A 25,428-nucleotide genomic window follows, 5' to 3' on the forward strand; every position below is an offset into this window, starting at 1 on the left:
CAAGCCGGTCGTTTCGGTGCGTGACGCGCGAGATGGCTTGCGATTACGGTCTTTGGGAGGGTTAAGAGGTGCTAGAACCTGCGAGCTAGACACATTCCTGAAACAAAAATGTGTTTGCACGAACCGTTATGCTGGCTACGCTGGAATTGTACAAAGCTTATTACAACAAGAAAGAGGGGCTAACTATGACCAACAACCAGAATGCTCAGGTCGTTGCACTCGAGTTGTGGCGCTTTTGCGCTCACTGCGTTGCTGCCATCGTTGTTGTAGGAGCGGTACTGATTGGGTTCCTTGGATCATGGGAGCTGGGCCTCAAGGTCGGTGTCTTGCCGTTACTTGCACTCGTTGCAGCGGACATCTTGGCCAGACGGCGGGAGCATGACATTCAACTAAGGAATTCCTGACCACCTGCCATCCTGCGCGAGCTGGTGGAGGTTCGCGCAGGATATTCAATCATTCAAGATCATCATCGCGGGCACGTTTGCCATCCTCGTTTGTTATCGGTGCGTTAACTCGTAAAGGTTCGCCCAGTCAGACACTTGGTCTGCCGGCATGGGTGGCGCTATACCGTATCCCTGGACCAGATAGCACCCCATCCCCAGTAGCATTTTTTCTTGCAGGTCCGTTTCTACGCCTTCCGCAATCACTTCGCGTTCGAACGTCCGCGAGAGGTTGATGATTGCCTCGGATAAAGCGAGGTCGTCCTTGTCGTGAAGAATGTCACGCACAAATGACTTGTCGATCTTGATCGTTTGAGCCGGTAATCGCTTGAGGTAGTTGAGTGATGAGAAGCCCGTGCCGAAGTCATCCAGCGAAAAGGTAACACCCATCTGCTGGCAGTCGATCAGGCATTGGCTGACGTGCTCAAGATTGTCGATGGCCGTGGACTCGACAATCTCGAGATCAAGTAACCGCGGTTCGACATCCGAATGCTTGGCCAGCAGGCGCTGCAATCGATCGACAAAATTGGGTAGCTGGAAATGCCGCGCCGCGATGTTCACGCTCGTCGGCCAATGATGTCCTTCTGCGTTCCAGATGCGCAGCTGGCATAACGTCTGTTCTATCACCCAGTCGCCGATATCTATGATGACATCGGTCCGCTCCACCGCAGGCAGGAACGCGTCAGGTGGCAATAGACCCAGCGCCGGGTGCTGCCACCGCAGCAGTGCTTCAAAACCAATTACCATCCCGTTGCGCAGGTTCACCTTGGGCTGGTAGTGCAGGCGCAGCTCATTGTTCTCCAACGCTTGTTTCACGGACTCTATGTTCTTGAAGGCTTCCTGCGTCTTCTGACTGATCGACACGTCAAAGAAGCGAAAGCGGTTACGACCGCTTTGCTTGGCTTCGTACATCGCTTGATCAGCATGGCGCAACAAGGTGTCGGGGCCTTCGTTGTCCTGTGGGTAGATGGTTACGCCGAGAGAGCCGGCAACCTTCATAACGTATCCGTCGATGTGGAAGGGCACGGCAATGACGTCTAGGACGCGCTGCAACGCAGCAGGAAGCAGCGTTTCATTGACTTGATCCAGCAGCAGCACGAATTCGTCCCCGCCTAGACGCGCAAGAAGGTCTTCCGTGCGCAGTTCCCGCGTCAGCCGGTTCGCCACCTCGACGAGTAGCAAATCGCCCGTGGCGTGCCCGTAGCGATCGTTCACCGCTTTGAAGCCGTCGAGATCGAGAATGCATACCGCAAGCGAACGCCCATGACGCTGCGCTGCCGAGATGGCTTGATGGAGCCGGTCGTGCAGATAGACTCGGTTCGGGAGTGCAGTGAGCACGTCGTGGGACGCTCGCCACCGCATGGCCTCAAGTAACTCCTGCTTTTCCGTCACATCGAACCGGATAGAAATGTATTTCTCGACGTGTTGCGCCAGGTCGTCCTTGATCGGGACGATGGTGCTATTGACCCAGTAGAGCGAGCCGTCCTTGCGGCGGTTGCATCTCGCCCTTCCAGATATGGCCGCTTGAGATGGTGCGCCATAACGTCTGAAAGAATTCGGGAGGGTGCTGACCAGAATTGAGAAGGCGGTGGTTCGTGCCAATCAGTTCCTCCTTGGTGTAGCCAGATATCGCACAGAACTGATCATTGATATGAGTAATGGTCCCGCGGAGATCCGTCTCTGAATAGATCGCTGCTGCGTCTACAGCAGTACGATATTTATCGTCAGTCATCGGCTAACCATGCTAGCGACCTCGGGCTTAGGTGCACTCGAAACGATTGGGCCCCTTTGGATTAATACTGACTCGGCGCGGCAGGGAAAGTGCAGCGGGGGAGTAGGGTATTGGTTCTCTGCAGTGTAGCCGGCGTTACGGGCCTGGAAATCACGCCGGTTCAGGAACGGGTGGTCTGCCTGGAACTCCGATGAATAAGCGCAGCAGCAGGGCCGTCGTCCTGCCTATTCAACCCGGTAGCTCCTCTATGTCCCAACCCCGTCTGACCTCCGCACGAGCCTGGCTCGATCGCCTTGATAAGTCGCGTCACGCCATGCCGCTGCTGTTTGCGGCGTCCATGATGGAGACGCTGCTCATCCCGATTCCCATCGAGGTGATTCTCATCCCCTGGATGCTCTGTCACGCTGACCGTAAATGGCGGATCGCAACGGTCGCGCTGGCCGGAAATCTCACAGCCGCCACGCTGGGTTACTACCTGGGTGTATTTGCGATGGATCAGTGGGGCGATACGCTGGTTGGGCTGTTTGGCGGACAGGAAGCTTACGACGCGTTTGATCAGCAGTTCCGGGAGGATGGTTTCATGGCAATCCTGGCGATTGGCATCATCCCGATACCCTTCCAGATCGCCATGCTCGTGGCGGGCGCCAGCGCCTATCCGATCTTCCTGTTTCTGGCGGCCGCCTGTATCGCCCGGGGTGCCCGTTACTACGGCCTTGCACTGTTGATCGCGGTGGCGGGCAAAGCGGCTTTGGATATCTGGAATCACCATGCCAAGCCGATAGGCATCGCCGGGGTCGTATTGTTTGCGGTGTGGCTGTGGTTCAAGTGGGCGCCCTGAACCGCTGCGCGAATCGCGATCAGCCGCCGCATGAGGTGGCAGGGAGACCGCTAGGCGCGCCCCTCTAGGTACTCGCGGTAATAGTCCAGCGTGGCGAGGTTCTTGTCTTTGGCTTCGAACATCATGTCGAAACGGTCGAGAAATTCACGGGCGTAGAGATTGGTCCAGCGATTCCACATGCGCTTGCTGTGGCTGTAGAGGTCGCGCTTGCTCAGCGTTTCGAGCAGGGCTGGCATCTCCATTTTCTCCTCGGCGGAAAAGCCCATTTCCATCAGTCGCTCCGGCGGCTGCGAATAGTGCATGGTTGGCCTTACGCCGTGCCAGCTGTCGATAATGCGCGCCACGCGTGGGTCGTGTGGGTCGATGTACCGGTCTTCGTTGATCCAGCAGTGGTGGATATCCAGCACTACGGGCGCCAGGTCGGCGAGCTGCAGGCAATCATCGACGCCGTAGGTCTTTTCCTCGTTCTCGAAGGTGATGCAGTGGCGCGCTTCCTGCGATAACCGTGGCCATATCGAACGAATGCCTTCGACGCCCAGGCGACCTGCGATGTGCACGTTGCACTTGAAGTCTTGGAACTGCCGGCCAAAGCCCATCATCCGGATCATGTCAGCGTGATACTCGAATTCCGCCAGACTGTTTTCCACCACCTGGGGCTTGTCCGAAGCCAGCACACAATACTGGCCGGGGTGCAGCGACAGGCGAATGCCCAAGGCTCTGGCTCGCTCGCCGATCTGTGCGAAGCCCGTTTCGATCGCGTTACTCACGTCTGTCTGGCGATAGAAATCCGCCGCCTGCGGATGGCTATAGAAGGGCAACAGATCGCTGCTCAGCCGCAGCATGCGCAGCGGCTCCGGCAGTGTGCCGACGTAATCGATCAGCCGCACCTGCGCCGCCAGGTTGTGCTCGATGATGTCGTTCAGCTTTTCCCGCGCCACCTCCTGCGACACGCTGTTGAGCCAGCGCAGCGTGGTCGCGCGCGGGTTGAAAGTGCGCTCGATTGCTTCCAGCTCCTTTAGCGATTCGCTGTGGCTGGGATGACGGTACATGCAGGCGAAACCGATTCTGTACATAACGACCTATGTTTGGCAGCGCTTGGAACTACGCGCGGCAGATGACTGTTCTGTTTAGTACCTCGACGATGCCCCGCGTGCGATGCATCTGATGAACTGTCGAACGCGGAAACGAGAACGGGGCCGGAAGGCCCCGTAAGCGTCCCGCTATTCAAATCAACCGCAATGGTAGCTCGGCGCCAGTTTGTATACCGAAGTGTCCAGCCCCTCGAATCGGGCCTTCAATTGCAGCGCCAGGTATAGCGAATAATGCCGTGACTGGTGCAGGTTGCCGCCATGGAACCACAGGTTCTGCTGCTGCGTGGGCTTCCACATGTTGCGCAGTTCGCCTTCGTATGGGCCCGGATCCTTGGTGGTGCCGGACCCCAGTCCCCAGCAACGGCCGACCTTGTCAGCGACATCCTGAGAGATCAGCATGGCCGCCCAGCCGTTCATCGAACCGTAGCCCGTTGCATAGACGATAAGATCTGCCGGCAAGCGGCTGCCATCGCTGAGCAGCACGGCGTCCGCCTCGATCCGCTCGACGTTCAGCCCTGGTCCGCTCTTCAGCTTGATGGTGCCGTTGGCGATCAGCTCAGAGGCGCCAACGTCGATGTAGTACCCCGAGCCGCGACGCACGTACTTGAGAAACAAGCCGGACTCATCGTCACCGAAGTCGAGCATGAAGCCGGCAGCGGCGAGGCGATCATAGAACACCTTGTCGCGCTCTTTTACCTGGTCGAAGGCCTGGCGATGGAACTCGGGCAGAACCTTATAAGGGATGGATGCGAAGAGCATGTCGGCTTTATCGGTGGTCAGCCCGCTTTCCAGCGCATCCTCGGAGTAGAGCGGGCCGAAGACGATATCCATCAGCGAGTCGGAACGCACGATGTGAGTGCTGGAGCGCTGCACCATGGTTACCTCAGCGCCGTTTTCCACCAGATCGGCGCAAATGTCATGTGCCGAGTTGTTCGCACCGATGACCACGGCGCGCTTGCCGCGCCAGGCATCGCCGCCCGGATGCTGGCTGGAGTGGTGCTGCTGACCTGCGAAGCTTTGCGCGCCGGCATACACCGGGACATTGGGTACACCGGACATGCCGGTGGCCAGGATCAGCTGAGTGGGCTTGAGCGTTAGCGGCTTGCCGTCGCGCAGCACCTGCACGGTCCAGTGACCTTCGTTTTCATCGAAACTGGCGCTGACGCACTCGGTCTTGGCCCAGTAGTTGAGCTCCATGACCTTGGCATACATTTCCAGCCAGTCGCCGATCTGATCCTTCGGTGTAAACACCGGCCAATGTTCCGGAAACGGCAGATAAGGCATGTGGTCGTACCAGACCGGATCATGCAGGCACAGCGACTTGTAGCGACCGCGCCATTGGTCGCCGGGCCGCTCGGCTTTGTCGATGATCAGCGAGGGCACGCCCAGCCGCTTGAGTCGTGCGCCCAGCCCCAGCCCGCCCTGGCCGCCTCCGATCACTAGGCAATAGGGCTGTTCGGTGATGCCGAGTGCGGCTTCTTCATCGCGGCGCTTTTCCAGCCAGTTGCGCCGATCGACACGGCCATGGCCGTGCTCGGCACCCATCGGCCTGCGGCGCCCGGTCGGCTCCTCGAAACCCTTGAGTTCACGCATGGTGGTAAGCAATGTCCAGCACAGGCCGTCCTTCAATCGCACGTAACCTTTGCCGCGCGCGACTTCAGTTTCCAGGCTGATCCAGCCTTCCAGCACACCGTCAGCAAATGTCGCTTCACCTTCGAGTTTCCAGCTCTCCGGCTTGGTCTCCTCAAGACGGGCTTCAAGCATGTCGCGGATATCCGCCTTGCCCTCGAGCGTGACCAGGTTCCAGCTGAACAGGACCAGATCCCGCCAATGGCAGTCCTCGGCAAAGAGATCGAGTGCGCCGTCGATGTCACGTTGCGCGAGGCGTTGGCCGAGGCGTTCGACCCAAGCGGCGAGCTGGGCAGTGGGTGTCTCGGCAGGGGTCATGGAGTCGATACTGATGTTCATGGGTATGTCCTTGCGAAGGTTCTTGTTATCTATGCTCAGCGTTTCCACAAAGCCGGTTGGCATGCGTTGACGCTGGATGCTGCTAGCGCAACCGCACGGTGCCCGCTTGGGTCAGTCGATGGCTCGTTCAGGGCGGGGAAGCGAAAGGGGCATGGAGTTCTCCTGATCATTGTTGTTGTGGTCGGATACCACGTTGATCAGAGCAAAGGCCGGGCCAGGGATCGGGAACGCGCGTTGTAGACGGCTTCGTTGCACGGACCACGTCGCTGATGGAGCGTGGCTGTGTCGGATCTGACACAGTCGGCGGTGACAGTCTGTCTCCTGTTTGGGACGGCATGCGCTGCGCGACTGATTGGCCTATGCTGGCGCAAACCGCTCATGAAACAGCGCGGAGAAAAACAACAATGACGTCACCGCACATCGCTCGGCATGCCCATCAGGTTCTCAGTTTCGGTGAAGGACTGAGCGCGGCCCATGGGCCTGCTTCCGACCCCGCCATCGCTCGTTCCTGGCGGCGCTGCCTGGATCAGCACCGTCTCGACCCAACGAGCGCACGCGCAACCTGCGTAGTCGAGCAGACGCGCCTGCGCGAGCACCGCGAACAGTTGCAGCAGGTGGTCGGTGTGGCGCACTGGCAGATGAACAGCCTGCATCAGCAACTGGGCGGCGCTGGCCATGCGGTCCTGCTGACGGATGCGCGTGGCGTAGTGATCGACAGCGTTTCCAGCGAGGCCGAGCGCACGGAATTCCAGCGCGCCGGCCTGTGGCTCGGAGCTGTATGGGACGAGGCGGTCGAGGGCACCAACGGCGTCGGAATGTGCCTGCTCGAACGCCAGGCCTTGACCATCTGCCGTGACGAACACTTTCGTGGCCGTCATGCCACGCTGACCTGCTCGGCCAGCCCGGTGTTCGATCCGCAGGGCGAATTACTGGCGGTACTTAACGTGTCATCGGCACGCGAAGAGCTGTCGCACCAACAGCGTTTTCACACCATGGCGCTGACCAATCTGTCGGCGAAGCTGATCGAAAGCTGCTTCTTTCTGCAGCATTGCGAGGGCGCCTATCTGCTGCGCTTTCACGCTCAGCCCGAATACATTGGTCTGCTCAGCGAAGGGCTGCTGGCGTTCGATGGTGGCGGCCGAATAAGCGCCGCCAACGATACGGCACTGGGGTTGCTTGGCGCTCGTCGTAGCGCCTTGCTGGGGATGTCGCTGGAGCAGGTGTTGGACATTCGCCTGGACGAACTGCTGCAACGCGCCACACCGCAGCCAGGCACCTGCTGGCCGCTTCGCACACTGGACGGCCAGCTGCTGCACGGCCAGCTACGCGGTCCGAAAATGCGCGTAATCCAGGCTCGGGGCCAACGCGCGGATCCGCAAACAGCGGGGTTGTGCCTCGAGGACCCGTCTCTGCGAAACCGCTTTCAACGAGCGCTAAAGGTCATGGAGCGGGACGTGCCGGTGCTTCTGTACGGCGAGACTGGAACGGGCAAGGAGGCGTTCGCCGCCGCTCTTCATCGCACCAGTTCGCGGGCGCAAAAACCGTTCGTTGCGCTTAACTGCGCCGCGATACCCGAAACGCTGATCGAGAGCGAGCTGTTCGGCTATCGCGGCGGCAGTTTCACCGGGGCACGCAAGGAAGGCATGGCGGGCAAGCTACAGCAGGCCAACGGTGGCATCCTCTTTCTCGATGAGATCGGTGACATGCCGCTGGCCCTGCAAACCCGGTTGCTGCGTGTATTGGAGGAGCGCCAAGTCGTACCACTGGGCGCTGTCGTGCCGACGCCGCTGGACGTGCGACTGATCAGCGCCAGTCACCGCGACCTGCAAGGATTGGTCGCCGAAGGGCGCTTTCGCGAAGACCTTTTCTATCGTCTTAATGGGCTGACCGTGGAGCTTTCACCGGTACGAGCGCGCAGCGATCGTGACGCGTTGCTTGATCACCTTACCGAGAAGGAAGCACGAGGGGAGGCCGTACAGCTGGACGACAGGGCGCGTCAGCTGCTCCTTTCTTATGGCTGGCCTGGCAACGTTCGGCAGATGCGCAACGTGCTCAGAACCTTGATCGCCTTGGCTGAGGACGGTTTTATCGGCGGCGCTGACGTTGAGGCTGTGCTTCCTGCATACCCGCCGTTAACGATGCACGAGCCAGCCCAGGATCCGCTGGGTCAGGCCGAGCGCGAGGCCTTGTTAGCGGTTCTCGACGCGCGCCAGTGGCATGTCAGTCGTGCTGCGCAGCAGCTGGGGATCAGCCGTAACACGCTGTACCGAAAACTGCGCAAGTACGGAATCACTCGAAGCTGACCCGGTACTGCGGGAACACTTGGCGGGCTTGTCGCCTGGAGCCCAGCCCCAAGGCAAAAAGCCGTACCATATCGGCCACCTGTCTAGCTCCGGTTGGTTGTTCATGCTGTCTGCCGTCAAGCGCTACAAGCTGCTGGTTTCCAGTGCGCTCGCGCGTTGTTTTCCGCGTACCTCTGCGTACGTTCAGTCCGAAGATGATCTGATTCTGCGTCGCTGGCCGGACGCCGGGGTGAAGTCCGGCGGCAAGTCGGGGCATCCAGGCAAAAAGGTCAGGAAAGCCAAGTCAGCCGCTAAGCCAACGCGCCGTACAGATGCGGCTGCCAGTACCGCGCCCAAGGTTGCGTCCAAGCCCCGAACGAAGGCGCGCAAGCCGGCCGGTGACGGTATCTACGGCCCTGCGAAACTCTCCGTGAACGAACAACAGATCCAGGCCATGCGCCTGCGAGTAGGGCGGGCGGTGGACGCTGGCGTGATCCGAGCGCCGTCCGACGAGCAATGGGCGATGATTCTTGAAGAGTCGCCAGCAACGCGGATATTCGCCGGGGCGGGCTCGGGCAAATCCACGACGCTGGTGTTGCGCGTGGTGTTCATGCTCTGCCACCTGGACATCCCGCCCGAGCGGCTCACCGTGATTTCCTTCACCAATGCCTCCTGCGCCGAGTTGCGCGAGCAACTGATCCGAGTGCTGGGGTTCTGGAATTTCGACTTTGATCCGGCCCGCGCACGTCAGTGCGTTCGTACCTTCCACTCGGCCATGGCAGTGCTGGCCAAGGACCTGCTCGGCAAGCCGCAGTGGTTCGAACAGCTGGACGAGAAGGGGGCTTCGTCCACCGAGCTGGACAACCCGCTCACCGCGTCGCGCTTACGGGCCGGCCAGTTGCGGTTGTTGAAAGAGGCGTACCAGCGCTGTTACGCCGAAGACCAACGTTTCCGGGAGCTGGTGCATGCCTTGCTAGGTCTCGCTCCGCCGCCTGAGTCCGGCACCCGGCGAGCGGTTCCGCGTGCGCCCCTGGACGGCTGCAAGCTGGCCGGTGAGTTCAGAACAGCGCCGTTGTTCGAGGCGTTTTATGTCCAAGCCGGCTTCATCGAAAGCATCGGCATTCGCATCGACCAGATTCAACTGACACGGCTGGCGTGCAAGGAACCCGAGCGTAACTTCATCGAAGCGCTGCAGCTGTTCTGGCGGCATTTCCAAAGCGTTCTGGAAGCCCAGGGATTGATGACGTTCAACGGCGCCTTCCAAGCCCTCACTCAGCAGCTGAACGGCGGTGGCAAGGTTTCCGACGATGCGCTGGCGCCGTTCAGCCATCTGCTGATCGACGAGTTTCAGGATATATCGCCACAGATCGTTCAGTGGCTGCAGGCGTTGCACGGCACCCTTGCGAGACAGGGTGGAACGGTCAGCCTGATGGCAATCGGTGATGACTGGCAGTCGATCTATGGCTGGCGGGGCAGTTCGCCGGAGCTGTTCATGGACTTCGACAAGTACTTCCCGGCCAAGGGCGGGGCGAAGCAAAGTCGGACGTTGGTGCTGGAAACCAACTATCGTTCCATCGAACCGGTAATCCGCGACGCCGAAGCCGTGCTGGCGGGCGTTGCGGTCAAACAGGCGAAAGCCAGCAAGGCGAGCCGCCCAACGCAGCCAGGCGATCATGGTGTGAAGCTGGTCACCCGTTTCGATATCAAGACCCGTCTGCCCGATCTGATCCGGGATATCCAGACCCAGTGCGACCACGTCGCCGGGCTGCCGAACGCCGATCGCAATGCCGTACTGGTTCTAAGCCGCCGCAACGAACCCTTGCGGGCTATCGAGGCGCAGCTGGATCGCAAGCTGCCGGTCAAGGCATATACCATCCACCGCGCCAAAGGACTGCAGGCGGAAGTTGCGATCATCGTCGATGACTGCCTGCCGAGTGAACGCCACCCGCTGCGCAGTGCGTTGTACGCCTACAGCGGCTTCTTTCGGAACAGCTATGACCAGGCCATGGCGGATGAAAACCTGCGGCTGGCGTACGTGGCGATCACTCGCGGTGTAAGTCGGGTGTTCTGGTACACGCAGAAAGCGCAGGGTGCGATGCGGCTGCTTGCTGACAAAGGTAAGGCCCGTTAAGCCGCGGCAATTTACAGCTAGGGTTGAGCGTTGACTGATCGATTAAGAACAGGAGCGAATCGCATGTTGAGACTCTGGGGCCGAGCGAACTCGACCAACGTGAAGAAGGCGCTCTGGTGCCTTGAAGAGCTGGATGTTCCCTACACACGAATCGATGCAGGCGGCGCCTTCGGGGTCGTAAGCGACGCAGACTATATCGCCAAGAATCCCAACCAGCTGGTGCCATGCCTGGAAGACGGCGCGTTGGTGCTGTGGGAGTCCAATGCCATAGTCCGCTATCTGGCCGCTCGTTATGGGGAAGGAGCACTCTGGAACGCAGACCCTGCCGAGCGCGCGGAGGCGGACAAATGGATGGACTGGGTCACCTCGTCGCTGGCCGCTCCCTTCCGTACGGTGTTCTGGAACATGGTGCGCACTGCGCCGGATCAACGTGATATGCCAGCAGTACAGGCGGCAATCGGCGAGTGCGCAAGGTTGTTGGCTATCGCCGACCAGACCCTCTCGAAACAACACTATCTGGGTGGCGCCTCGTTCGGCATGGGCGACATTCCGCTCGGCTGCTTCGCCTACGCCTGGTTCGAGATGCCCATCGAGCGCCCGGACCTACCGCACCTGCGCAGCTGGTATGAGCGACTGCTAGAGGGGCCGGCCTATCAGGCGGCGGTGGTCACGCCACTGACCTGAAGCGCGTGGCTCTGCAGCCAGGCAGGCACGGCGCTCAGTGGTCACCAAAGGCTAGATCGACCAGTTGTGGCAGCTGCTCACCAGCGAGCCCTGCCAACGCAAATTCCCGCTCGCTGTGATCGATAGTTGGCTGCGGGTTGACGTGTACCACAACGGCTCCGGCCCGCCAGGCCAGTCCCGGGACTTCAGCAGCGGGGTAGACCATCCCGGAACTGCCGACCGAGATGAGCAGATCGCAGGTCTCTGCGGCAGCGAAGGCGGTATTCAGTGCTTCGGTCGGCAGGCTTTCGCCAAACCAGACGACGCCGGGGCGCAGCTTTGCGCCGCAGGCATTGCAGCTCGGCGGCTCCAGTCGGCGTCCACCTTCTGGCTCGTCCGGCATGCCCAGCGGTGTGTCGGGGCGCTCGCCGCAGCTGAAACAACGTGGCTGATGCAGGCTGCCATGCAGGTGAATGACGTCGGTGCTGCCCGCGCGCTCGTGGAGGTCGTCGACGTTCTGGGTGACAAGCGTGAGGCGAGGGAGGTGGCGGGCCAGTTCGGCAATGGCCACGTGCGCAGGGTTCGGCTGGGCCTGCAGGACCCTCATCCGACGCCACTCATACCAACCCCAGACCAGAGGCGGATCGGCCTGGAAGGCTTCGGGCGTTGCCAGCGATGCCGCGTCGAAACGCTCCCATAACCCGGTGAGCGAGTCGCGAAAGGTCGGAATACCGCTTTCTGCCGACACGCCTGCGCCTGTAAAAACCACAACGTGCCTGGCGCTACGCAGCGCGTCGACCAATGGGGCTGGGATCATGAGCTGACTCCTCTGTGCGGCGATTGAGCTGAAAGCGACCAATACCATTCAAGGCACCCAGGTGCCAACAAAGACGGTCATTCCATAGCGACTGCCAGTGAGGCCATTCGTTACTCAAGCTCCAACGTTTCAGAGTATCGGCGTCGCTACGCTCGTGGGTAATCGCTGTGGGCGCGGGCATAGGCAAGATGGCTGCATCGTTAGTAGATGCTGCGGACCGTCGCTTGTATGTCGCCAAACGTAGAGGACGGGACCAGGTAAGCGTCGCGGACCTTGACTCACGCACCGTTCGGGATTGACCGGCCCCTGATGTTTGATAGCGGCTTCGTACGGCTGATGTTCCGGACTGTAGTCACTCCCAAGGGGCTGATAGCAGGGAAGGCCGCGGGCTCCGGTGTACAACCGAAGCCCTGATGTCATTTATGAACGAACAGCGAAGCGTCCGCTGAGCGTGCCCAGTCGTGAGGCCAGCGCAGTCAAGCTAACGCTATCCTGCTCCAGCTTGCTGGCATCTACAGCGTTTTGCTCGGCGATCTGCTGAACGCTCTGCAGGTGGCTGGCGATATCCGCAGAAACCGCAGTTTGCTCATGGGTTGCGGCGGCGATCAGCTCGTTCATATGGCTGATGGATTCGATCTCCTGCGCCATGGATTCCAGCAGCACCGTTGTGTGCTGGCTGTCTTCGACGCAACGGGCCACGCTCTGCCGGCTGACCTGCATCGAATCGGCGGCTTTGCGGCTGCTTTGCTGCAGGCGCGTGATGATCTCTTGAATCTCGCGAGTAGAAGTCGCCGTTTTCTGCGCGAGGTTACGCACCTCATCGGCAACCACCGCAAAGCCTCGACCTTGTTCCCCGGCCCGAGCAGCCTCGATGGCGGCGTTCAGGGCCAGCAGGTTGGTCTGTTCGGCGATGCTACGGATCACTTCGAGCACGCGCCCGATCTGCTCGGACTGGGCGGCCAGGTCTTGCATGACCTCGTCGGTTCCGTCGATGCGCTGCGCCAGCTGGGCAATTTCCTGACGGCTGGTCGCGACCGATTGCCGGCCCTGTCCCGCCTTCGTGTTTGCGGCTTGTGCCGCTTGTGCCGCCCGATCGGCATGACCGGCGACTTCTTCGATGGCGGTCGACATCTGCTGCATTGCATCGACCATCTGTGCGGTTTCGCCCAGTTGTAGATCGGCACCGTCGCGCATTTGCCGGGTTGCGGCGCTCAGGCTGCCAGCCGTCCCGTCGAGGCCGCGCGCATCGATTACGACCGCACTGACCAATTCGGACAGTTGATCAAGCAGCTGATTGAACCGCTCGCCTACCGGCCCGCTGGCTGCGGAGCGATGGTGGAGGTCGATCCGTTCAGGGTTGCGGGTGATCTCTGCCGCAGCGCTCAGCAGCGCTTCGCCTTCGCGCGCTTCGGCGTTGCCGCGTATCGCAAGATAAATGAGGATGGCACTCTCAAGTACCACATAAAACGCATGCAGGAAGACTTCACCCCAGGTGCCATGGGGCATCAGGAACACCTCGGCACCCTGCTGCTGTAGTGCAAAGAACGCCAGGTGATGCACCGCGATGGTTGCAGCAGCCACGACGATGGGCAGCCAGTCCCGGTAATACACCAGGAACGCGAGCAGGGCGAAGATGCCGAAGTGCATCTCCAGCATGCCGTGCTCCTGGTTGATGTGCAGCGCTGACATGACCATGAACGCAGCGCCGATGAGGCAGCGCATCAGCCGCTCGCCTGAAATCAGTGCGTTGAGCACTGTCATCGCGAGTGCGGTACCGCCACCCACGACGATGGCCTGTGCCCAGCTGCCGCTCATTGCTGCCAAACCGAGCGCGTAGACGAAGAGAAACCACAGCACGCCAAGCATGATTCGATCGGCCTTGCGGTAGTGGTCTTGCATGGTGAAGGTCGGGCTGTTCATCGGATACCTCTCGTAAAGCGCTCGGGCGCGCATCGCTATATCGGCTGGTTTTGAATTGGAACTCAGACCGCTCATCGGCTCATGGCCGGTTCGTGGCATGGAAGACTCGGGGTGCTGTGTGGCTGGCGCTCAACCCCAGTTGCCCAGCGCATCGGCCACCCGCATCGCACTGACCACGCCGTCTTCATGAAAGCCATCACCCCAGTAGGCGCCACAGAAGTAGCTGTGATTCGGGCCGCACAGTTCATCGGCGCGATTTTGTGCAGCGATTCCGTCCAGGCTGTATTGCGGATGAGCGTATGTGTAGCGCCCGAGAATCCGCGAAGGGTCGATGAAGCGGGTCTGGTTCAGGCTGAGGCAAAACGTTTCCGGCGCTTCGATACCCTGCAGCAGGTTCATGTTGTAGGTGACCGCTGCCAGCTGCTCGCCCGGACTGCCGAGGCGGTAGTTCCAGCTGGCCCACGCCAGCGGGCGCTTTGGCAACAGCCGGGTATCGGTGTGCAGCACCACGTCGTTATCGGCATAACGAAGTGCGCCCAGAATCTGCTGTTCGGCCGGGGTCGGTGCATTTAGCAGCCTCAACGCCTGATCGCTGTGACAGGCAAAGATGACTTTGTCGAAACGCTCGGCACCCTGCGCACTGACGACCGTCACGCCCAGCCGATCGCGGTTCACTTCGAATACCGGGCAGTTGAGCCGGACGCGCTGGCTGAAGCCCTGGGTCAGCGGTTCGATATAGGCGCTTGATCCACCCTCGATCACATACCACCGGGGCCGTTGGCTGACCGGCAGTAACCCGTGGTTCTTGAAGAAACGAACGAAGAACAGCAGCGGGAAACCGAGCATTTCATGCAGCGACATCGACCAGATTGCGGCCCCCATGGGCGCGATGTAGTGATCGATCAAACGTTGGCTATAGCCGCCCCAACGCAGGTATTCGCCGAGCGTGACGTGCGGGGCTATGCGTTGATTGGCATAGTCGTCGAGGCTCTCCTTGTTGAAGCGCAGAATGTCGCGAACCATGTTCCAGAAGGAGGGCGACAAGAGGTTGCTGCGCTGGGCGAAAAGAGTGTTCAGGTTATTGCCGTTGTATTCCAAGCCGGATAACGGATCGCTGACCGAGAAGCTCATTTCGGTCGGTTTGAAAGCCACGCCGAGACGCTCGATCAGTTCGATGAAGTTGGGATAGGCCCGTTCATTGAATACGATAAAGCCAGTATCGATTGCGTAATCGCGACCCAGCAGACTGACGTCTACCGTATGCGTATGTCCGCCAAGCCAGCCAGCTGCCTCGAACAGGGTGATGTCGTGCTCGCGATGCAGCAGGTGCGCGCTCGTCAGGCCGGAGATACCGCCTCCGATGATCGCCACTTTCATGACTATTTTCCTTGATCAACGGCGCGCCATGCGCTGGCCCAGTGCGTACTGCAGGCGTGCCGGTAGTAGAGAGGTGAAACGCAGGGCAGCGAAAGACGCCGCCAGAAAGACGAGGCCATGTGGTTGCCGATCAAGCGTGCCGGCGATATGGCGTGCTGCCCGTTCTGCTGGCCAGCGCTTGGGCATTGAGAAGCCCTGCTGACCGGCCAATGCCTGACCAGGCCCGCGGCTCGCACTGGTCAGCCAAAGGCATTGCGAAGGGCTCATGCGATCCTCCGGTGCAACCAGCGAATCATCGATCCGACAACGGGAACGTGTTGATAAATCAAGGCGCCTGCGTCGAAATAATCGCGATGACGCACCACTTTGCCAGCCGCATTCCAGCGCAGCATGGTGCAGCCTTCCAGGCTGATGAGCTGGCCTTGATTGAGGCGGGGATGGCGAAAGCTCATGATCCAGCGGAGATAACCTTCGCCTTCCCGCACCTCGTCGAAGGCGAAAAACTCGAAGTCGAGCGACGTGAGGTCGGCGTACAGCTCTGCAAAATAATCGTGCAGCTGGGTTAGCCCGCAGATTTCATGCAACGGGTCTGTGAAATGGATGTTGTCGGCATAGAGTTCGGCAAGGCGGTCGAGATTGTGTACATCGAGCCGCTCGAAGTTGGCCGAAAACTGCTGCAGAAAGCCGCTCACAGCGCCTCTCCCAATTGCCTGAATGCTGAAAGCGCACGCTCCCGGCTCATCGGCAGATCGATGATAGGGGACGGGTACTCGACGCCTGCGAACAGCCCGTTCAGCTTCGCCGGGTTGTGGATTCCGCGTTTGTCCAATTCCGCCAGCTCGGGCAGCCAACGCCGCAGGAAACGGCCGTCCGGGTCGAACTTGGCCGACTGACTGAGCGGGTTGAACAGGCGGAAATAGGGCACCGAATCGGTCCCCGTCGAGGCGCTCCACTGCCATCCGCCATTATTGGCGGCGAGGTCGCCATCGATCAGGTGCTGCATGAACCAACGTTCACCTTCGCGCCAGTCGATCAACAGATTTTTGCTCAGAAACATGGCGACGATCATGCGCAGGCGATTGTGCATCCAGCCCGTGGCCAGCAATTGGCGCATGGCGGCATCGATGATGGGAAATCCGGTACGGCCCTGCTGCCAGGCCGCCAGCTCATCCGGTGCGTGACGCCAGGGCGGGGTATCGGTTTCTGGCCGGAATCCCCGGCCCATCGAGACGTGTGGATAGCCGACCAGTACATGTTTGTAGAACTCGCGCCAGAGCAGTTCATTGATCCAGGTGACCGCACCGGGATTGCCGCTGTCGTGTTCGCCCCGATTGGCTCTTAAAGCGGCATGCAGACATTGCCGAGGGGAAATGACGCCTGCAGCCAGATAGGCGGAAACTTGGCTGGTACCCGGCTCGGCAGGGAAGTCGCGACGTTGTTGATAGTCCGCTAGATCGTCCTCGGCGAACTTAGCAAGGCGAAGTTGCGCAAAGTCTTCACCAGCCGGCCACAGCGAACGCAGATAGTCGCTGGGTTGGGCGAAACCATTGACTGCCTGCGGCACCGAGTCGCTGACAATCAGCAGCGATGCCTGGCGATCCGGGACGGGGAGGCACGCCGGAAGTGACTGTGTCAGCCGGGCATAACACACCTTTCGGAACTGGCTGAAGACTTTGAAGTAACCACCCGACAGCGTCGTGATGGTCCCTGGTGCAAACAACAGCTGATCAAGGTGGCGACGCATGCTGGTGGGCGTTTTTCGCAGCGCTTCGGCGACCGCCTCGTCACGGCGCTGCTCGTTCACACCGTATTCGTCGTTGACGTGCAGGGTACTGATCTCATGGGTGCGGCAAATATCAGCAATCAACGCCGGCACTGCCTGCCAGTCTTCAACGGTGCGGATCAGCAGCGGGACGTTCAGTTCCGAGAGGCGTATCGACAGTTCGGCCAGATTGCGTAGCCAGAAATCGACCTTGCACGGCGCATCGTCATGGGCGAGCCACTGCCCAGGTGTAATCAGATAGAGCGCCACGGTCGGACCGGTGCTCATCGCGGCAGCCAAGGCGCTATTGTCACTGACGCGCAAATCGGTGCGTAGCCAGAGAAGCTGGTTCATTCCCGATAACCTTTTGGATTTTCAAGCAGCGGCCCATCCTGCAGGACTTCGAGGGCCGCGAGCGGGTCGATGGCGAGGGTCAGGCCAGGTACGTCGCGCAGTTCGGCAAGGTGAATGCTGGCTGCAGGCCCTGCCAACAGCAGCGGCATACCGTGCGGGTCGGCCAGGCGCGGCAGTTGACGCTTGAGGTAGCCACTATCCAGCGACTGGCTGGCATAGAGCAGCAGGCCACGCGGTTTGATCCGTTCCAGGGCCAGCGGCAGTTCCGCCAGTGGCACCGACCACTCGATTACCTCGGCAGGGCAACCTGCGCTGGAGACCAGCCAGGCGCTGAGCCACAAGCCCGGCTCGAAGCGCTGCTCGCATAGGGTCATCAACAACAGCGGAGCGCCGTTGTACTGGCGGTTGCTGTGATAGATGCGGGTGCCGAGCTTGGTTCGCAGCCATGAACAGAACAATCCACGCTCGAGCTCCGCGCCGAACGAGCTGGTCCAGCGTTGTTCGAGGCTCAGCAGCAGGGGCATTAGCAGGTGCTTGCACAGGGTAAGTGGTGGATATAGAGACAGCGCACGGTTGAAGCTGTCATCGAGCTGTCGCTCGGAAAGGTCGGTGACAGCCTGATACATCTGGTCGTGCATTCCGGCCCACTGGTTGTGCTCGGTGGGATTGATGCTCTGGCGTGCATCCAGCAACGGCTTGACTTGACCGACTGCAACGCCGCGGTCGAGCCACTTGAGAATGCTCTGGATGCGCTTGACGTGACTGTCGTCATAGAGCCGATGGCCCTTGGGCGTGCGACGCGGCACGATCAGCCCGTAACGACGTTCCCAAGCCCGCAGGGTGACTGGATTGACTCCAGTGAGGCGCGCTACCTCCCTGATCGGAAACCAGCCGTCTTCACGGCTGGGATCGATCTCATCATCAATAGTCAGGGTCATGTTTAGATGCCGTTGCGTAGGCTGAGGTCTTCTGGATGCGGCTGCATATACACCTGGCTGGCCACGTAACGGTCCGGATGACGGCGGAAGTGGTGCTTGAGCAGCGTCATCGGTACGACGAGGGGCACGATGCCCTCGCGGTATTGGCTGATGAGACGTTGCAGCTCCTGCTTGTCGTCGCCGCAAAGATCGTTCTTCAGATACCCGCTCAAGTGCTGCAAGACATTGCTGTGCGTGCCGCGCGAAGCTGTGGTTTTGAGCGCTGCCATCAGGCGGCTGAAATAGACCGGTGCGAACTCATCCAGCGGCTTATTGCCGACCGTCGCGACCATCTGACCGAGGGCTTTGTATTGCAAGGGGTTGGTCGCCATCAGCTGGTACTTGTGTCGCGAATGGAATTCGACCAACGCCTTGCGGGTCAGCCCGGCTTCGAGCAAACGCTGCCATTCGGCGTAGGCAAAGATTCGGGTAAGGAAATTTTCCCGCAGCACAGGGTCGTTTAGCCGGCCATCTTCCTCAATGGGCAGGTCCGGCCGCGCTTGCATTAGTGCATGAGCGAAAAGGCCGGAGCCGCCACCATCGATGGGATGCCCATTGGCCTGGTAGACCTTGACCCGCTCCATTCCGCAGGAGGGGGATTTCTGCATCAGGATATAACCGCTGATATCACCCAGTTCGCGGGCGATCTGCTTGCCGTAGGCGGTCAGGGCTTCGCTGACATCCAGCTCCGGGTGAACGGTGCCGACTGCGCGAGGGCTGTCGGGATCGCCGATCAGGCGGATTGGCTCACGTGGCGTACCGAGACCTATGGCGACCTCCGGGCAGACCGCCACGAACTGGAAATGTTTGGCCAGCGTTTCGCTGCATAGCCGTGATTCCTTATGGCCGCCATTGAACCGCACCGGGCTGCCGAGCAGGCAGGCACTGATACCGACTTTGATTGCGGGACGAGAGGCATTGGGCATGGGGATGACCTCACTGTATTCCTGTACAGATAAGAGGTTCTGTACAATATGTGGAGATCATAAGCGCTTACTTGTACAAGTCAATACCTCGTGTACAAGAAGTGTTGATGCGGCTATCGCCTAGCGAGCGCGACGGTTCGTTACCGCCAGCCAAACAGCCATTGCTGATCGTCGTGCAGCGCGTGCCAATCTATCCATTGGCTGCGTCGAGTGAGGACGGCCTGCAGCTCCACCTGCAGCAAAACGTCATCTTCATCCCGTAGGAGTTCCGTGACGAGAAAGTGCTTTTCCTTGTTCTGTGGTCGAGTAGCTGTCCATTTGGAAAGCAGCAGCTTGTCTGGATTGAATCGATTCATAGCGACTGGACACCGGTGAGAGACTGGATGTGCATTGGCCACCTGTTTGCCAAGTTGTACATAGACTACGCTTGCACTACTAAGTTATACAACAATCGATGACTGTATAGGTGTAACATCAGAACGTAGCAGCTCGCGCAGTCATTAGGCGCGGGCCCACAGCTGACTTGCGGAGGCCGCAATGAACATATTGCTCACCGGCGGGACCGGCCTGATCGGTCGCGCACTATGCAAACACTGGTTGTCTCAGGGCCATCAGCTCTGGGTCTGGAGTCGGTCACCCGGGCAGGTGGCGGACCGCTGCGGCGAGTTGGTAACGGGCATCGGCGATCTGGGCGAGCTCGATCAGGTCCGGCTTGACGCGGTTATCAACCTTGCAGGTGCGCCGATTGCTGATCGTCCCTGGGCCAAATCCCGCCGCCTGTTGCTCTGGAACAGCCGTATCAAGCTAACCGAGCAGTTGGTTGAATGGCTTGCAACCAGGCAACAAAAGCCTGCCCTGCTGATTTCCGGCTCGGCCGTCGGCTGGTATGGCGACGGTGGTGAACGGGAACTGAGCGAGGATGACAGTCCGGTTACCAACGATTTCGCTAGCCAGCTCTGCGCCGCCTGGGAGGAAAGTGCCACGCGAGCTGAGTCGTTGGGCATTCGTGTGGTGGTGGTCCGAACGGGGCTGGTGTTGGCAGCTCATGGCGGGTTCCTACAACGGCTCAGGCCCTTGTTCGCGCTCGGGCTGGGAGGCAGGCAGGGCAGTGGACGTCAGTGGATGCCGTGGATCCACATCAACGATCAGATCGGTTTGATAGATTTTCTGTTGCACCAGCCAGGTGCTGCTGGGCCCTACAATGCCTGCGCACCTCAGCCGGTGCGTAATGCCGACTTTGCCAAAGCGTTCGCGGCGAGTTTGGGGCGACCAGCAGTTCTGCCGGTACCGGCGCTGGCCTTGAAGGTCGGCCTGGGTGAGCTGTCGGGTTTGATTCTAGGCGGTCAGAAAGCCCAGCCGTTGCGATTGCAGGCTGCGGGGTTCCAGTTTCGCTTCGTGACGTTGGATGCGGCATTGGCGGACCTGCGCAAGGCGTAGTCGCTATGTGAAAATAGCGCCGCGGCCAACGGGTTGCGGCGCGCTCCATTAAATCAGTAGTTGGAAATGTGCATGTCAGAGCAGGCGTTGTTGTTGGTCAATCTGGGTTCCCCGGCGTCCACTGAAGTGGCTGATGTACGCCGCTATCTCAACCAGTTTCTGATGGATCCCTATGTCATCGACCTGCCTTGGCCAGTTCGCCGGTTGCTGGTCTCGCTGATCCTGATCAAGCGCCCGGAACAGTCCGCACATGCCTATGCTTCCATCTGGTGGCCGGAAGGATCACCACTGGTCGTGCTCAGTCAACGCCTTACCGACGCTGTCCGCCCGTACTGGAAAGAGGGGCCGGTGGAATTGGCAATGCGCTATGGCGAGCTGTCCATCGAGCGCTCGCTGCTGAAATTGGCTGGGCAGGGCATCCGGCAGGTCACCTTGGCGCCGTTGTATCCACAGTTCGCTGACAGCACCACGACGACCGTCATCGAAGAGGCGCGGCGGGTGATTCGTGAGCGAAACCTGGACATTCAGCTGTCGATTCTGCAGCCGTTTTTTGACCAGCCGGAGTACCTCGATGCGCTGGTTGCGAGTGCCCAACCGCACCTGGAACAACCCTTCGACCACCTTCTGCTGAGCTTTCACGGCTTGCCTGAGCGGCATCTGCGCAAAACGGATCCAACCGGCGCGCACTGTCTGAAAACTGTTGATTGCTGCCAGCGTGCCGAAGGTGCTGTCCTCGCCAGTTGCTACCGCGCGCAGTGCATCCAGAGCGCCGCTGCGTTCGCCGAGCGCGCCGGCTTGCAGCCCGAACAGTGGTCGGTGTCGTTTCAGTCGCGACTGGGGCGTGCCAAGTGGATTGAGCCCTATACCGAGGCGCACCTGGAAGAGCTGGCTGCCAAGGGAGTGAAGAAGTTGTTGGTGATGTGCCCGGCGTTCGTGGCCGACTGCATCGAAACGCTGGAGGAAATCGGTGATCGAGGCCGCGAACAGTTTGTGGCGGCCGGAGGCATGGATCTGCAGTTGGTCCCTTGCCTGAACACTCATGAACAGTGGGTGCAGGCTTTGATTACTCTGTGCCGCCGGGCGCCACTGGCGTTGTAAGCGGCCCGTCTCGGCGTGTGGGTGCGGACGCTACCCTCACGTCACGGGTTCTAGCTCGAGCGCTTCGAATGCTTCCAGCGGAACGGGGCGGCTGAACAGGTACCCCTGAAACATGTCGCAGCCATTGGCGATCAGCAATGTCCGCTGTTCCTCCGTCTCGACCCCCTCGGCAATCACCTCCAGCTTGAGCCCGGACGCGAGCGCACAGGTGGCTCGGATAATGGTCTGGCTGCTGGCATCTTCGACCAGCTGACGGACGAACGACTGGTCGATCTTCAGTTGATCGAGTGGTAGTCGCTGCAGGTAGGCCATTGATGAGTAACCTGTGCCGAAGTCGTCAATCGAGAACCGAATGCCGTGCTGCTTCAGGGTCCTCATCCGAACCACCGCTTCTTCCATGTCATCGAGTAACAGGGACTCGGTGATTTCGAGCTTCAGCAGTCGCGGATTGGCACCGGTGCGCTTCAGCAAGGCTAGCACCCGGTCGACGAAGTCGGCTTGATAGAGCAGGCTCGCACTGAGGTTGACCGCGAGTGTCAGTGCCGCCCGGGATGGCTGTTTGGCCCACGTGGCGAGCTGCTCGCAGGCCTGGGTAAGGACAACGAAATCCAGTGCTTCGATCAGCCCGGCACGTTCGGCTGGGCCGATGAAGTGGAAGGGGGTGAGCAAGCCGCGTTGCGGATGTTGCCAGCGCACCAGCACTTCAGCACCGACGAGTCCACGATGGCGTTCGATCTGGGGCTGGAAATGAATCACGAACTCGCCGGCCGTCAAGCCACGCCGGATTTCGTCTTCCAGGCGCAGGCGCTCTTGCACGGCCTGCTGCATGCGCGGGTCGAAGAAGCGCAGGGCGTTTCTGCCGGCTTGTTTGGCTTCGTACATCGACATGTCGGCGCGCTTCATCAGCTCTTCCGCGTCACCGTCGTTGCTGTTGAGCAGTACCACGCCAATGCTGGCGCTGCTATGCACCAGTAGCGAGCCCAGTCGGTAAGGCTGACCAAGGGCCGAAAGGATCCTTTCGCCAATCTGCTCGGCCTGGGCTGCTGCATATTCCGCCTTAGGATCCAGATCCTCGAGCATGACCACGAACTCATCACCTCCGAGGCGGGCAACGGTGTTGACGCCGCGGACTTCACCGCTCAGTCGTTCGGCCACAATGCAGAGCAACTGGTCGCCGGCCTGATGGCCATGAAGATCATTGATGTTCTTGAAGTTATCAAGATCGATGAACATCAACGCGCCGTATTGCTGGCTACGTACAGTGGCGGCCAGGGCCTGCTTGAGGCGATCGAGCAGCAGCCGGCGATTGGGCAGGCCGCTCAGGGGGTCATAGAACGCAAGGTTATGGATGCGCTCTTCGGCTTGCTTGCGCTCGGTGATATCGGTAAAGGCGGCCACGTAGTTGGAGACGGCGCCCTGGGCGTCGAGCACCGTGCTGATCGATAGCCATTCAGGGTACACCTCGCCGGTCTTACGACGGTTCCAGATTTCACCCTGCCAGGCGCCGGTTTGCTGAATGCTGCGCCACATGGCCAGATAGAAATCGGGCGAGTGGCGACCCGAGGCGAGTAGGCGCGTGTCCTGTCCGATGGCCTCGTCTGCACTGTAGCCGCTGATCTCAGTGAATGCCTGGTTGACCCGCAAGATGCGGTTCTTGGCATCGGTGATGATCATGCCCTGCTGTGACTCGAACGCGATCGAGGCGATGCGACGCTCCTGTTCGGCGCTGGCACGCTCGCTGATATCCCGGCTCAGGCACACCACCGCTGGCTTGTACGGTTGCGCCAATTGCAAGCGCTGGGCCCGCACTTCAAATACCTTCAGGCCGTTCACGGTCTGGGTGGAATATTCAAGCAGGCCAGGCGCGCCGCGGGAGAGCGTTTCACGAATCAGTTCGCGGAAGCGTTCTGCCTGGCGGGGCGGGAGTACGTCCTCCACTGTCTTTCCGATCAGGCTTTGGTCGCCTTCCTGAAGCGGCGCGGACCCGTTGGAGATCACTTCCAGGTAACGGCCATCCTCATCGAGCACCAACAGCACGTCGGGAATCGCCTGGGTGATGGCCCTCAAACGCGCCTCACTGAGATGCATTGCACGTTCGATCTGGTCGCGTTTGAGCAGATCGGCCAGCAGCAGACCCAATAGCATTACCGCCACTGGCAGCACCAGCAGCATAGGCGCCGCGACCTGCTCAAGGGTAGGAGCCACCAGCTGTGCGGGTAACAGCAGCAGCGAGGCTACAACACCGCCATGTAACAGCAGGCCAAAAAGTAATAACTGGCAGGCACCAATCCCGATCTGGCCCCGGCGGTGGAAATGGCGATAGACAAGGCCCAAGACGATCGGCAGCAGTACGTTGATCAACCCGACCCAGACGCCCGGGCCGCCGACCCAAAGCCGATACGCGCCGGCAATCAGCCCCGCGATACCCGCAGCGATCGGGCCTCCGAACAAGGCTGCCATGCTCAGCACGACAGTGCGTGCATCGAAGATGACCCCGTCCTGCACGGAAATAGGCATCAGCATGCCGACGATGCACGCACCGCCGAACCAGATTCCAGCAGTGCACTGCGCCCATAGCTGATGGCTCTGCCCCCAATGACGCGCTGTAACGGAAAGCAGCCAGCAAAGCGCAAGGAGCACCGTTGCGTTTTCAACGAAAGCATAGGAAGTCAAGGAAGCGGATCCGGATTCAGCCGCCGTCCAAGTTGGCGGGAATGTAGTGGCAGATCGCAATTATTCGTGTTTTCCCGGCAGTCTGCATCAAAAATGCACTTGCCGGTCACAAACAAGTAGCCGCGACCGTAGGGTGTGGCTTATACCAAGCCTTATCGGCACCCCTGAAGCAGGCTGAAGCGTCGTCGGGTGATAACTGACCTGCGGTAAGTTGGTTAGCCCTGCAGGGCCGCAAGTTGCTCTCGGAGCTGCTGGACTTCGGCTTCAAGCTCGCGGACCCGCTGCTTGGCTTCGACTTCAGGGGTGACGTCTTTCTGGATGCCGATGTAATAGGTGAGCTGGTCACCTTCGTTGAATACGGGCGTGATGGACAGTTCATTCCAGAACGCACTGCCGTCCTTGCGGTAGTTACGGATGATCTGGCGGCACGGCGTGTTGTTGCGAACCGCTTCGCGTATCGCCGCAAGACCTGGTTGGTCGCGGTCACCCGCCTGCAGGAAGCGGCAATCCTGGTAAAGGATGTCGTCGACCTCGTAGCCCGTCAGGCGCTGAAATGCGGGATTGGCGTAGATCAGGATATTGTCGTCACCTTCCTGCTCGGCTACCACGATACCGTCGTTGGAGGCTTCGATTACCAGTTGCAGCAGCTTGGCATTGATCATCAGGGTGTCTCTTGTGCGTTTCACGGCATTCTAGAACAACTACCCGAAGGCTGGCACAAGGCTTTTTGTAGTGAGGCGGTTCTGCCCTCTGGCAGCAACCATTGGCTGCCGAAACAGCTTGCCGCGAAAGAGGTGTTCGCGAAAGAGGTGTTCGCGAAACGCGCGGAACTGCTCGTTACGACGTGGCCGCCGTCGGCAGAAGCGGGGCGGTCAATCTTATGTCGGGCCCTCGGCGCGGGCCCAGGCAGCATGCCGGCGCCGAGCCAGAACGGTAGCAAGC

20 protein-coding genes and 1 pseudogene are annotated in these 25,428 nt (G+C 60.2%); 7 read left to right on the top strand and 14 right to left on the bottom strand.

Translation table 11 applies throughout. The features are described from left to right. Positions 1 to 128 precede the first annotated feature (128 nt). Positions 129 to 404, top strand: coding sequence for a hypothetical protein (locus ACQKEK_RS10560; protein ID WP_241509247.1), 276 nt, complete (start codon positions 129 to 131; stop codon positions 402 to 404). A gap of 93 nt (positions 405 to 497) precedes the next feature. Here the strand turns inward: ACQKEK_RS10560 and ACQKEK_RS10565 are convergent. Then, positions 498 to 2,172, bottom strand: a pseudogene (locus tag ACQKEK_RS10565) (putative bifunctional diguanylate cyclase/phosphodiesterase). Between the two features lie 247 nt (positions 2,173 to 2,419). Between ACQKEK_RS10565 and ACQKEK_RS10570 the strand changes: the two are divergent. Further along, positions 2,420 to 3,010: a YqaA family protein gene (locus ACQKEK_RS10570; RefSeq protein ID WP_499142510.1), complete on the top strand. Its 591-nt coding sequence runs from the start codon at positions 2,420 to 2,422 to the stop codon at positions 3,008 to 3,010. Positions 3,011 to 3,060: 50 nt separating this feature from the next. Here ACQKEK_RS10570 and uvsE read toward each other — a convergent pair whose 3' ends face one another. Both uvsE and ACQKEK_RS10580 read right to left on the bottom strand, forming a co-directional pair. Next, positions 3,061 to 4,083, bottom strand: a complete 1,023-nt coding sequence (gene uvsE, locus ACQKEK_RS10575) for a UV DNA damage repair endonuclease UvsE (protein ID WP_499142512.1) — start codon at positions 4,081 to 4,083, stop codon at positions 3,061 to 3,063. A gap of 156 nt (positions 4,084 to 4,239) precedes the next feature. Beyond that, complete coding sequence (locus tag ACQKEK_RS10580) at positions 4,240 to 6,069, bottom strand: NAD(P)-binding domain-containing protein (protein WP_499142514.1); 1,830 nt, start codon at positions 6,067 to 6,069, stop codon at positions 4,240 to 4,242. 404 nt (positions 6,070 to 6,473) lie between these two features. Between ACQKEK_RS10580 and ACQKEK_RS10585 the strand changes: the two genes are divergently transcribed. From ACQKEK_RS10585 to ACQKEK_RS10595, 3 genes are all read left to right on the top strand, one after another. After that, on the top strand, positions 6,474 to 8,372 hold the full coding sequence (locus ACQKEK_RS10585; RefSeq protein WP_499142516.1) for a sigma-54-dependent Fis family transcriptional regulator: 1,899 nt from the start codon (positions 6,474 to 6,476) through the stop codon (positions 8,370 to 8,372). Between the two features lie 103 nt (positions 8,373 to 8,475). Then, positions 8,476 to 10,482 (top strand): UvrD-helicase domain-containing protein, encoded by a 2,007-nt coding sequence (locus ACQKEK_RS10590; protein WP_499142518.1) that lies wholly within the window; start codon positions 8,476 to 8,478, stop codon positions 10,480 to 10,482. Between the two features lie 63 nt (positions 10,483 to 10,545). Then, positions 10,546 to 11,166, top strand: a complete 621-nt coding sequence (locus ACQKEK_RS10595) for a glutathione S-transferase family protein (RefSeq protein ID WP_499142520.1) — start codon at positions 10,546 to 10,548, stop codon at positions 11,164 to 11,166. 34 nt (positions 11,167 to 11,200) lie between these two features. Here the strand turns inward: ACQKEK_RS10595 and ACQKEK_RS10600 are convergent, their stop codons facing one another. The 9 genes from ACQKEK_RS10600 to ACQKEK_RS10640 form a co-directional block, all read right to left on the bottom strand. After that, the gene (locus tag ACQKEK_RS10600; protein ID WP_499142522.1) at positions 11,201 to 11,962 is read right to left on the bottom strand and encodes an SIR2 family NAD-dependent protein deacylase; all 762 of its coding nucleotides are present in this window, start codon (positions 11,960 to 11,962) and stop codon (positions 11,201 to 11,203) included. Positions 11,963 to 12,382: 420 nt separating this feature from the next. Further along, a complete protein-coding gene (locus tag ACQKEK_RS10605; protein WP_499142524.1) occupies positions 12,383 to 13,882 on the bottom strand; it encodes a methyl-accepting chemotaxis protein in 1,500 nt (499 codons plus the stop codon). Between the two features lie 129 nt (positions 13,883 to 14,011). Then, positions 14,012 to 15,259, bottom strand: coding sequence for an NAD(P)/FAD-dependent oxidoreductase (locus ACQKEK_RS10610; RefSeq protein WP_499142526.1), 1,248 nt, complete (start codon positions 15,257 to 15,259; stop codon positions 14,012 to 14,014). Between the two features lie 15 nt (positions 15,260 to 15,274). Further along, positions 15,275 to 15,526: a hypothetical protein gene (locus ACQKEK_RS10615; protein WP_499142528.1), complete on the bottom strand. Its 252-nt coding sequence runs from the start codon at positions 15,524 to 15,526 to the stop codon at positions 15,275 to 15,277. After that, positions 15,523 to 15,951: a nuclear transport factor 2 family protein gene (locus tag ACQKEK_RS10620; RefSeq protein WP_499142530.1), complete on the bottom strand. Its 429-nt coding sequence runs from the start codon at positions 15,949 to 15,951 to the stop codon at positions 15,523 to 15,525. Before ACQKEK_RS10620 ends, ACQKEK_RS10615 begins: the two co-directional genes overlap by 4 nt. After that, a complete protein-coding gene (gene phrB / locus ACQKEK_RS10625) occupies positions 15,948 to 17,375 on the bottom strand; it encodes a deoxyribodipyrimidine photo-lyase (protein WP_499142532.1) in 1,428 nt (475 codons plus the stop codon). Before phrB ends, ACQKEK_RS10620 begins: the two co-directional genes overlap by 4 nt. Next, positions 17,372 to 18,313, bottom strand: coding sequence for a MerR family transcriptional regulator (locus ACQKEK_RS10630; RefSeq protein WP_128121388.1), 942 nt, complete (start codon positions 18,311 to 18,313; stop codon positions 17,372 to 17,374). The genes phrB and ACQKEK_RS10630 overlap by 4 nt, the downstream gene beginning before the upstream one ends. A gap of 2 nt (positions 18,314 to 18,315) precedes the next feature. After that, positions 18,316 to 19,278 (bottom strand): YbgA family protein, encoded by a 963-nt coding sequence (locus ACQKEK_RS10635; protein WP_499142534.1) that lies wholly within the window; start codon positions 19,276 to 19,278, stop codon positions 18,316 to 18,318. Between the two features lie 140 nt (positions 19,279 to 19,418). Further along, complete coding sequence (locus ACQKEK_RS10640; RefSeq protein WP_064482340.1) at positions 19,419 to 19,634, bottom strand: TIGR02450 family Trp-rich protein; 216 nt, start codon at positions 19,632 to 19,634, stop codon at positions 19,419 to 19,421. A gap of 181 nt (positions 19,635 to 19,815) precedes the next feature. Here ACQKEK_RS10640 and ACQKEK_RS10645 point away from each other — a divergent pair, with 181 nt between their 5' ends. Both ACQKEK_RS10645 and hemH read left to right on the top strand, forming a co-directional pair. Next, on the top strand, positions 19,816 to 20,715 hold the full coding sequence (locus ACQKEK_RS10645; RefSeq protein WP_499142536.1) for a TIGR01777 family oxidoreductase: 900 nt from the start codon (positions 19,816 to 19,818) through the stop codon (positions 20,713 to 20,715). A 72-nt stretch (positions 20,716 to 20,787) separates the two neighbouring features. Continuing rightward, complete coding sequence (gene hemH / locus ACQKEK_RS10650) at positions 20,788 to 21,813, top strand: ferrochelatase (protein WP_499142538.1); 1,026 nt, start codon at positions 20,788 to 20,790, stop codon at positions 21,811 to 21,813. Between the two features lie 36 nt (positions 21,814 to 21,849). Here the strand turns inward: hemH and ACQKEK_RS10655 are convergent, their stop codons facing one another. Together ACQKEK_RS10655 and ACQKEK_RS10660 are read right to left on the bottom strand one after the other, a co-directional pair. Beyond that, complete coding sequence (locus ACQKEK_RS10655; RefSeq protein WP_499142540.1) at positions 21,850 to 24,486, bottom strand: EAL domain-containing protein; 2,637 nt, start codon at positions 24,484 to 24,486, stop codon at positions 21,850 to 21,852. 215 nt (positions 24,487 to 24,701) lie between these two features. Then, positions 24,702 to 25,148, bottom strand: coding sequence for a PAS domain-containing protein (locus ACQKEK_RS10660; RefSeq protein WP_128121393.1), 447 nt, complete (start codon positions 25,146 to 25,148; stop codon positions 24,702 to 24,704). Between the last annotated feature and the right edge of the window lie 280 nt (positions 25,149 to 25,428).

This window comes from Pseudomonas sp. NPDC077408 (assembly GCF_050269105.1).
Taxonomy (GTDB): domain Bacteria; phylum Pseudomonadota; class Gammaproteobacteria; order Pseudomonadales; family Pseudomonadaceae; genus Stutzerimonas.

Excerpts from the sequence above, each read along its gene's own strand:
- ACQKEK_RS10560 (WP_241509247.1), top strand. The coding sequence starts at position 129 with ATGCTGGCTACGCTGGAATTGTACAAAGCTTATTACAACAAGAAAGAG.
- ACQKEK_RS10570 (WP_499142510.1), top strand. The coding sequence starts at position 2,420 with ATGTCCCAACCCCGTCTGACCTCCGCACGAGCCTGGCTCGATCGCCTT.
- uvsE (WP_499142512.1), bottom strand. The coding sequence starts at position 4,083 with ATGTACAGAATCGGTTTCGCCTGCATGTACCGTCATCCCAGCCACAGC.
- ACQKEK_RS10580 (WP_499142514.1), bottom strand. The coding sequence starts at position 6,069 with ATGAACATCAGTATCGACTCCATGACCCCTGCCGAGACACCCACTGCC.
- ACQKEK_RS10585 (WP_499142516.1), top strand. The coding sequence starts at position 6,474 with ATGACGTCACCGCACATCGCTCGGCATGCCCATCAGGTTCTCAGTTTC.
- ACQKEK_RS10590 (WP_499142518.1), top strand. The coding sequence starts at position 8,476 with ATGCTGTCTGCCGTCAAGCGCTACAAGCTGCTGGTTTCCAGTGCGCTC.
- ACQKEK_RS10595 (WP_499142520.1), top strand. The coding sequence starts at position 10,546 with ATGTTGAGACTCTGGGGCCGAGCGAACTCGACCAACGTGAAGAAGGCG.
- ACQKEK_RS10600 (WP_499142522.1), bottom strand. The coding sequence starts at position 11,962 with ATGATCCCAGCCCCATTGGTCGACGCGCTGCGTAGCGCCAGGCACGTT.
- ACQKEK_RS10605 (WP_499142524.1), bottom strand. The coding sequence starts at position 13,882 with ATGAACAGCCCGACCTTCACCATGCAAGACCACTACCGCAAGGCCGAT.
- ACQKEK_RS10610 (WP_499142526.1), bottom strand. The coding sequence starts at position 15,259 with ATGAAAGTGGCGATCATCGGAGGCGGTATCTCCGGCCTGACGAGCGCG.
- ACQKEK_RS10615 (WP_499142528.1), bottom strand. The coding sequence starts at position 15,526 with ATGAGCCCTTCGCAATGCCTTTGGCTGACCAGTGCGAGCCGCGGGCCT.
- phrB (WP_499142532.1), bottom strand. The coding sequence starts at position 17,375 with ATGAACCAGCTTCTCTGGCTACGCACCGATTTGCGCGTCAGTGACAAT.
- ACQKEK_RS10630 (WP_128121388.1), bottom strand. The coding sequence starts at position 18,313 with ATGACCCTGACTATTGATGATGAGATCGATCCCAGCCGTGAAGACGGC.
- ACQKEK_RS10635 (WP_499142534.1), bottom strand. The coding sequence starts at position 19,278 with ATGCCCAATGCCTCTCGTCCCGCAATCAAAGTCGGTATCAGTGCCTGC.
- ACQKEK_RS10640 (WP_064482340.1), bottom strand. The coding sequence starts at position 19,634 with ATGAATCGATTCAATCCAGACAAGCTGCTGCTTTCCAAATGGACAGCT.
- ACQKEK_RS10645 (WP_499142536.1), top strand. The coding sequence starts at position 19,816 with ATGAACATATTGCTCACCGGCGGGACCGGCCTGATCGGTCGCGCACTA.
- hemH (WP_499142538.1), top strand. The coding sequence starts at position 20,788 with ATGTCAGAGCAGGCGTTGTTGTTGGTCAATCTGGGTTCCCCGGCGTCC.
- ACQKEK_RS10660 (WP_128121393.1), bottom strand. The coding sequence starts at position 25,148 with ATGATCAATGCCAAGCTGCTGCAACTGGTAATCGAAGCCTCCAACGAC.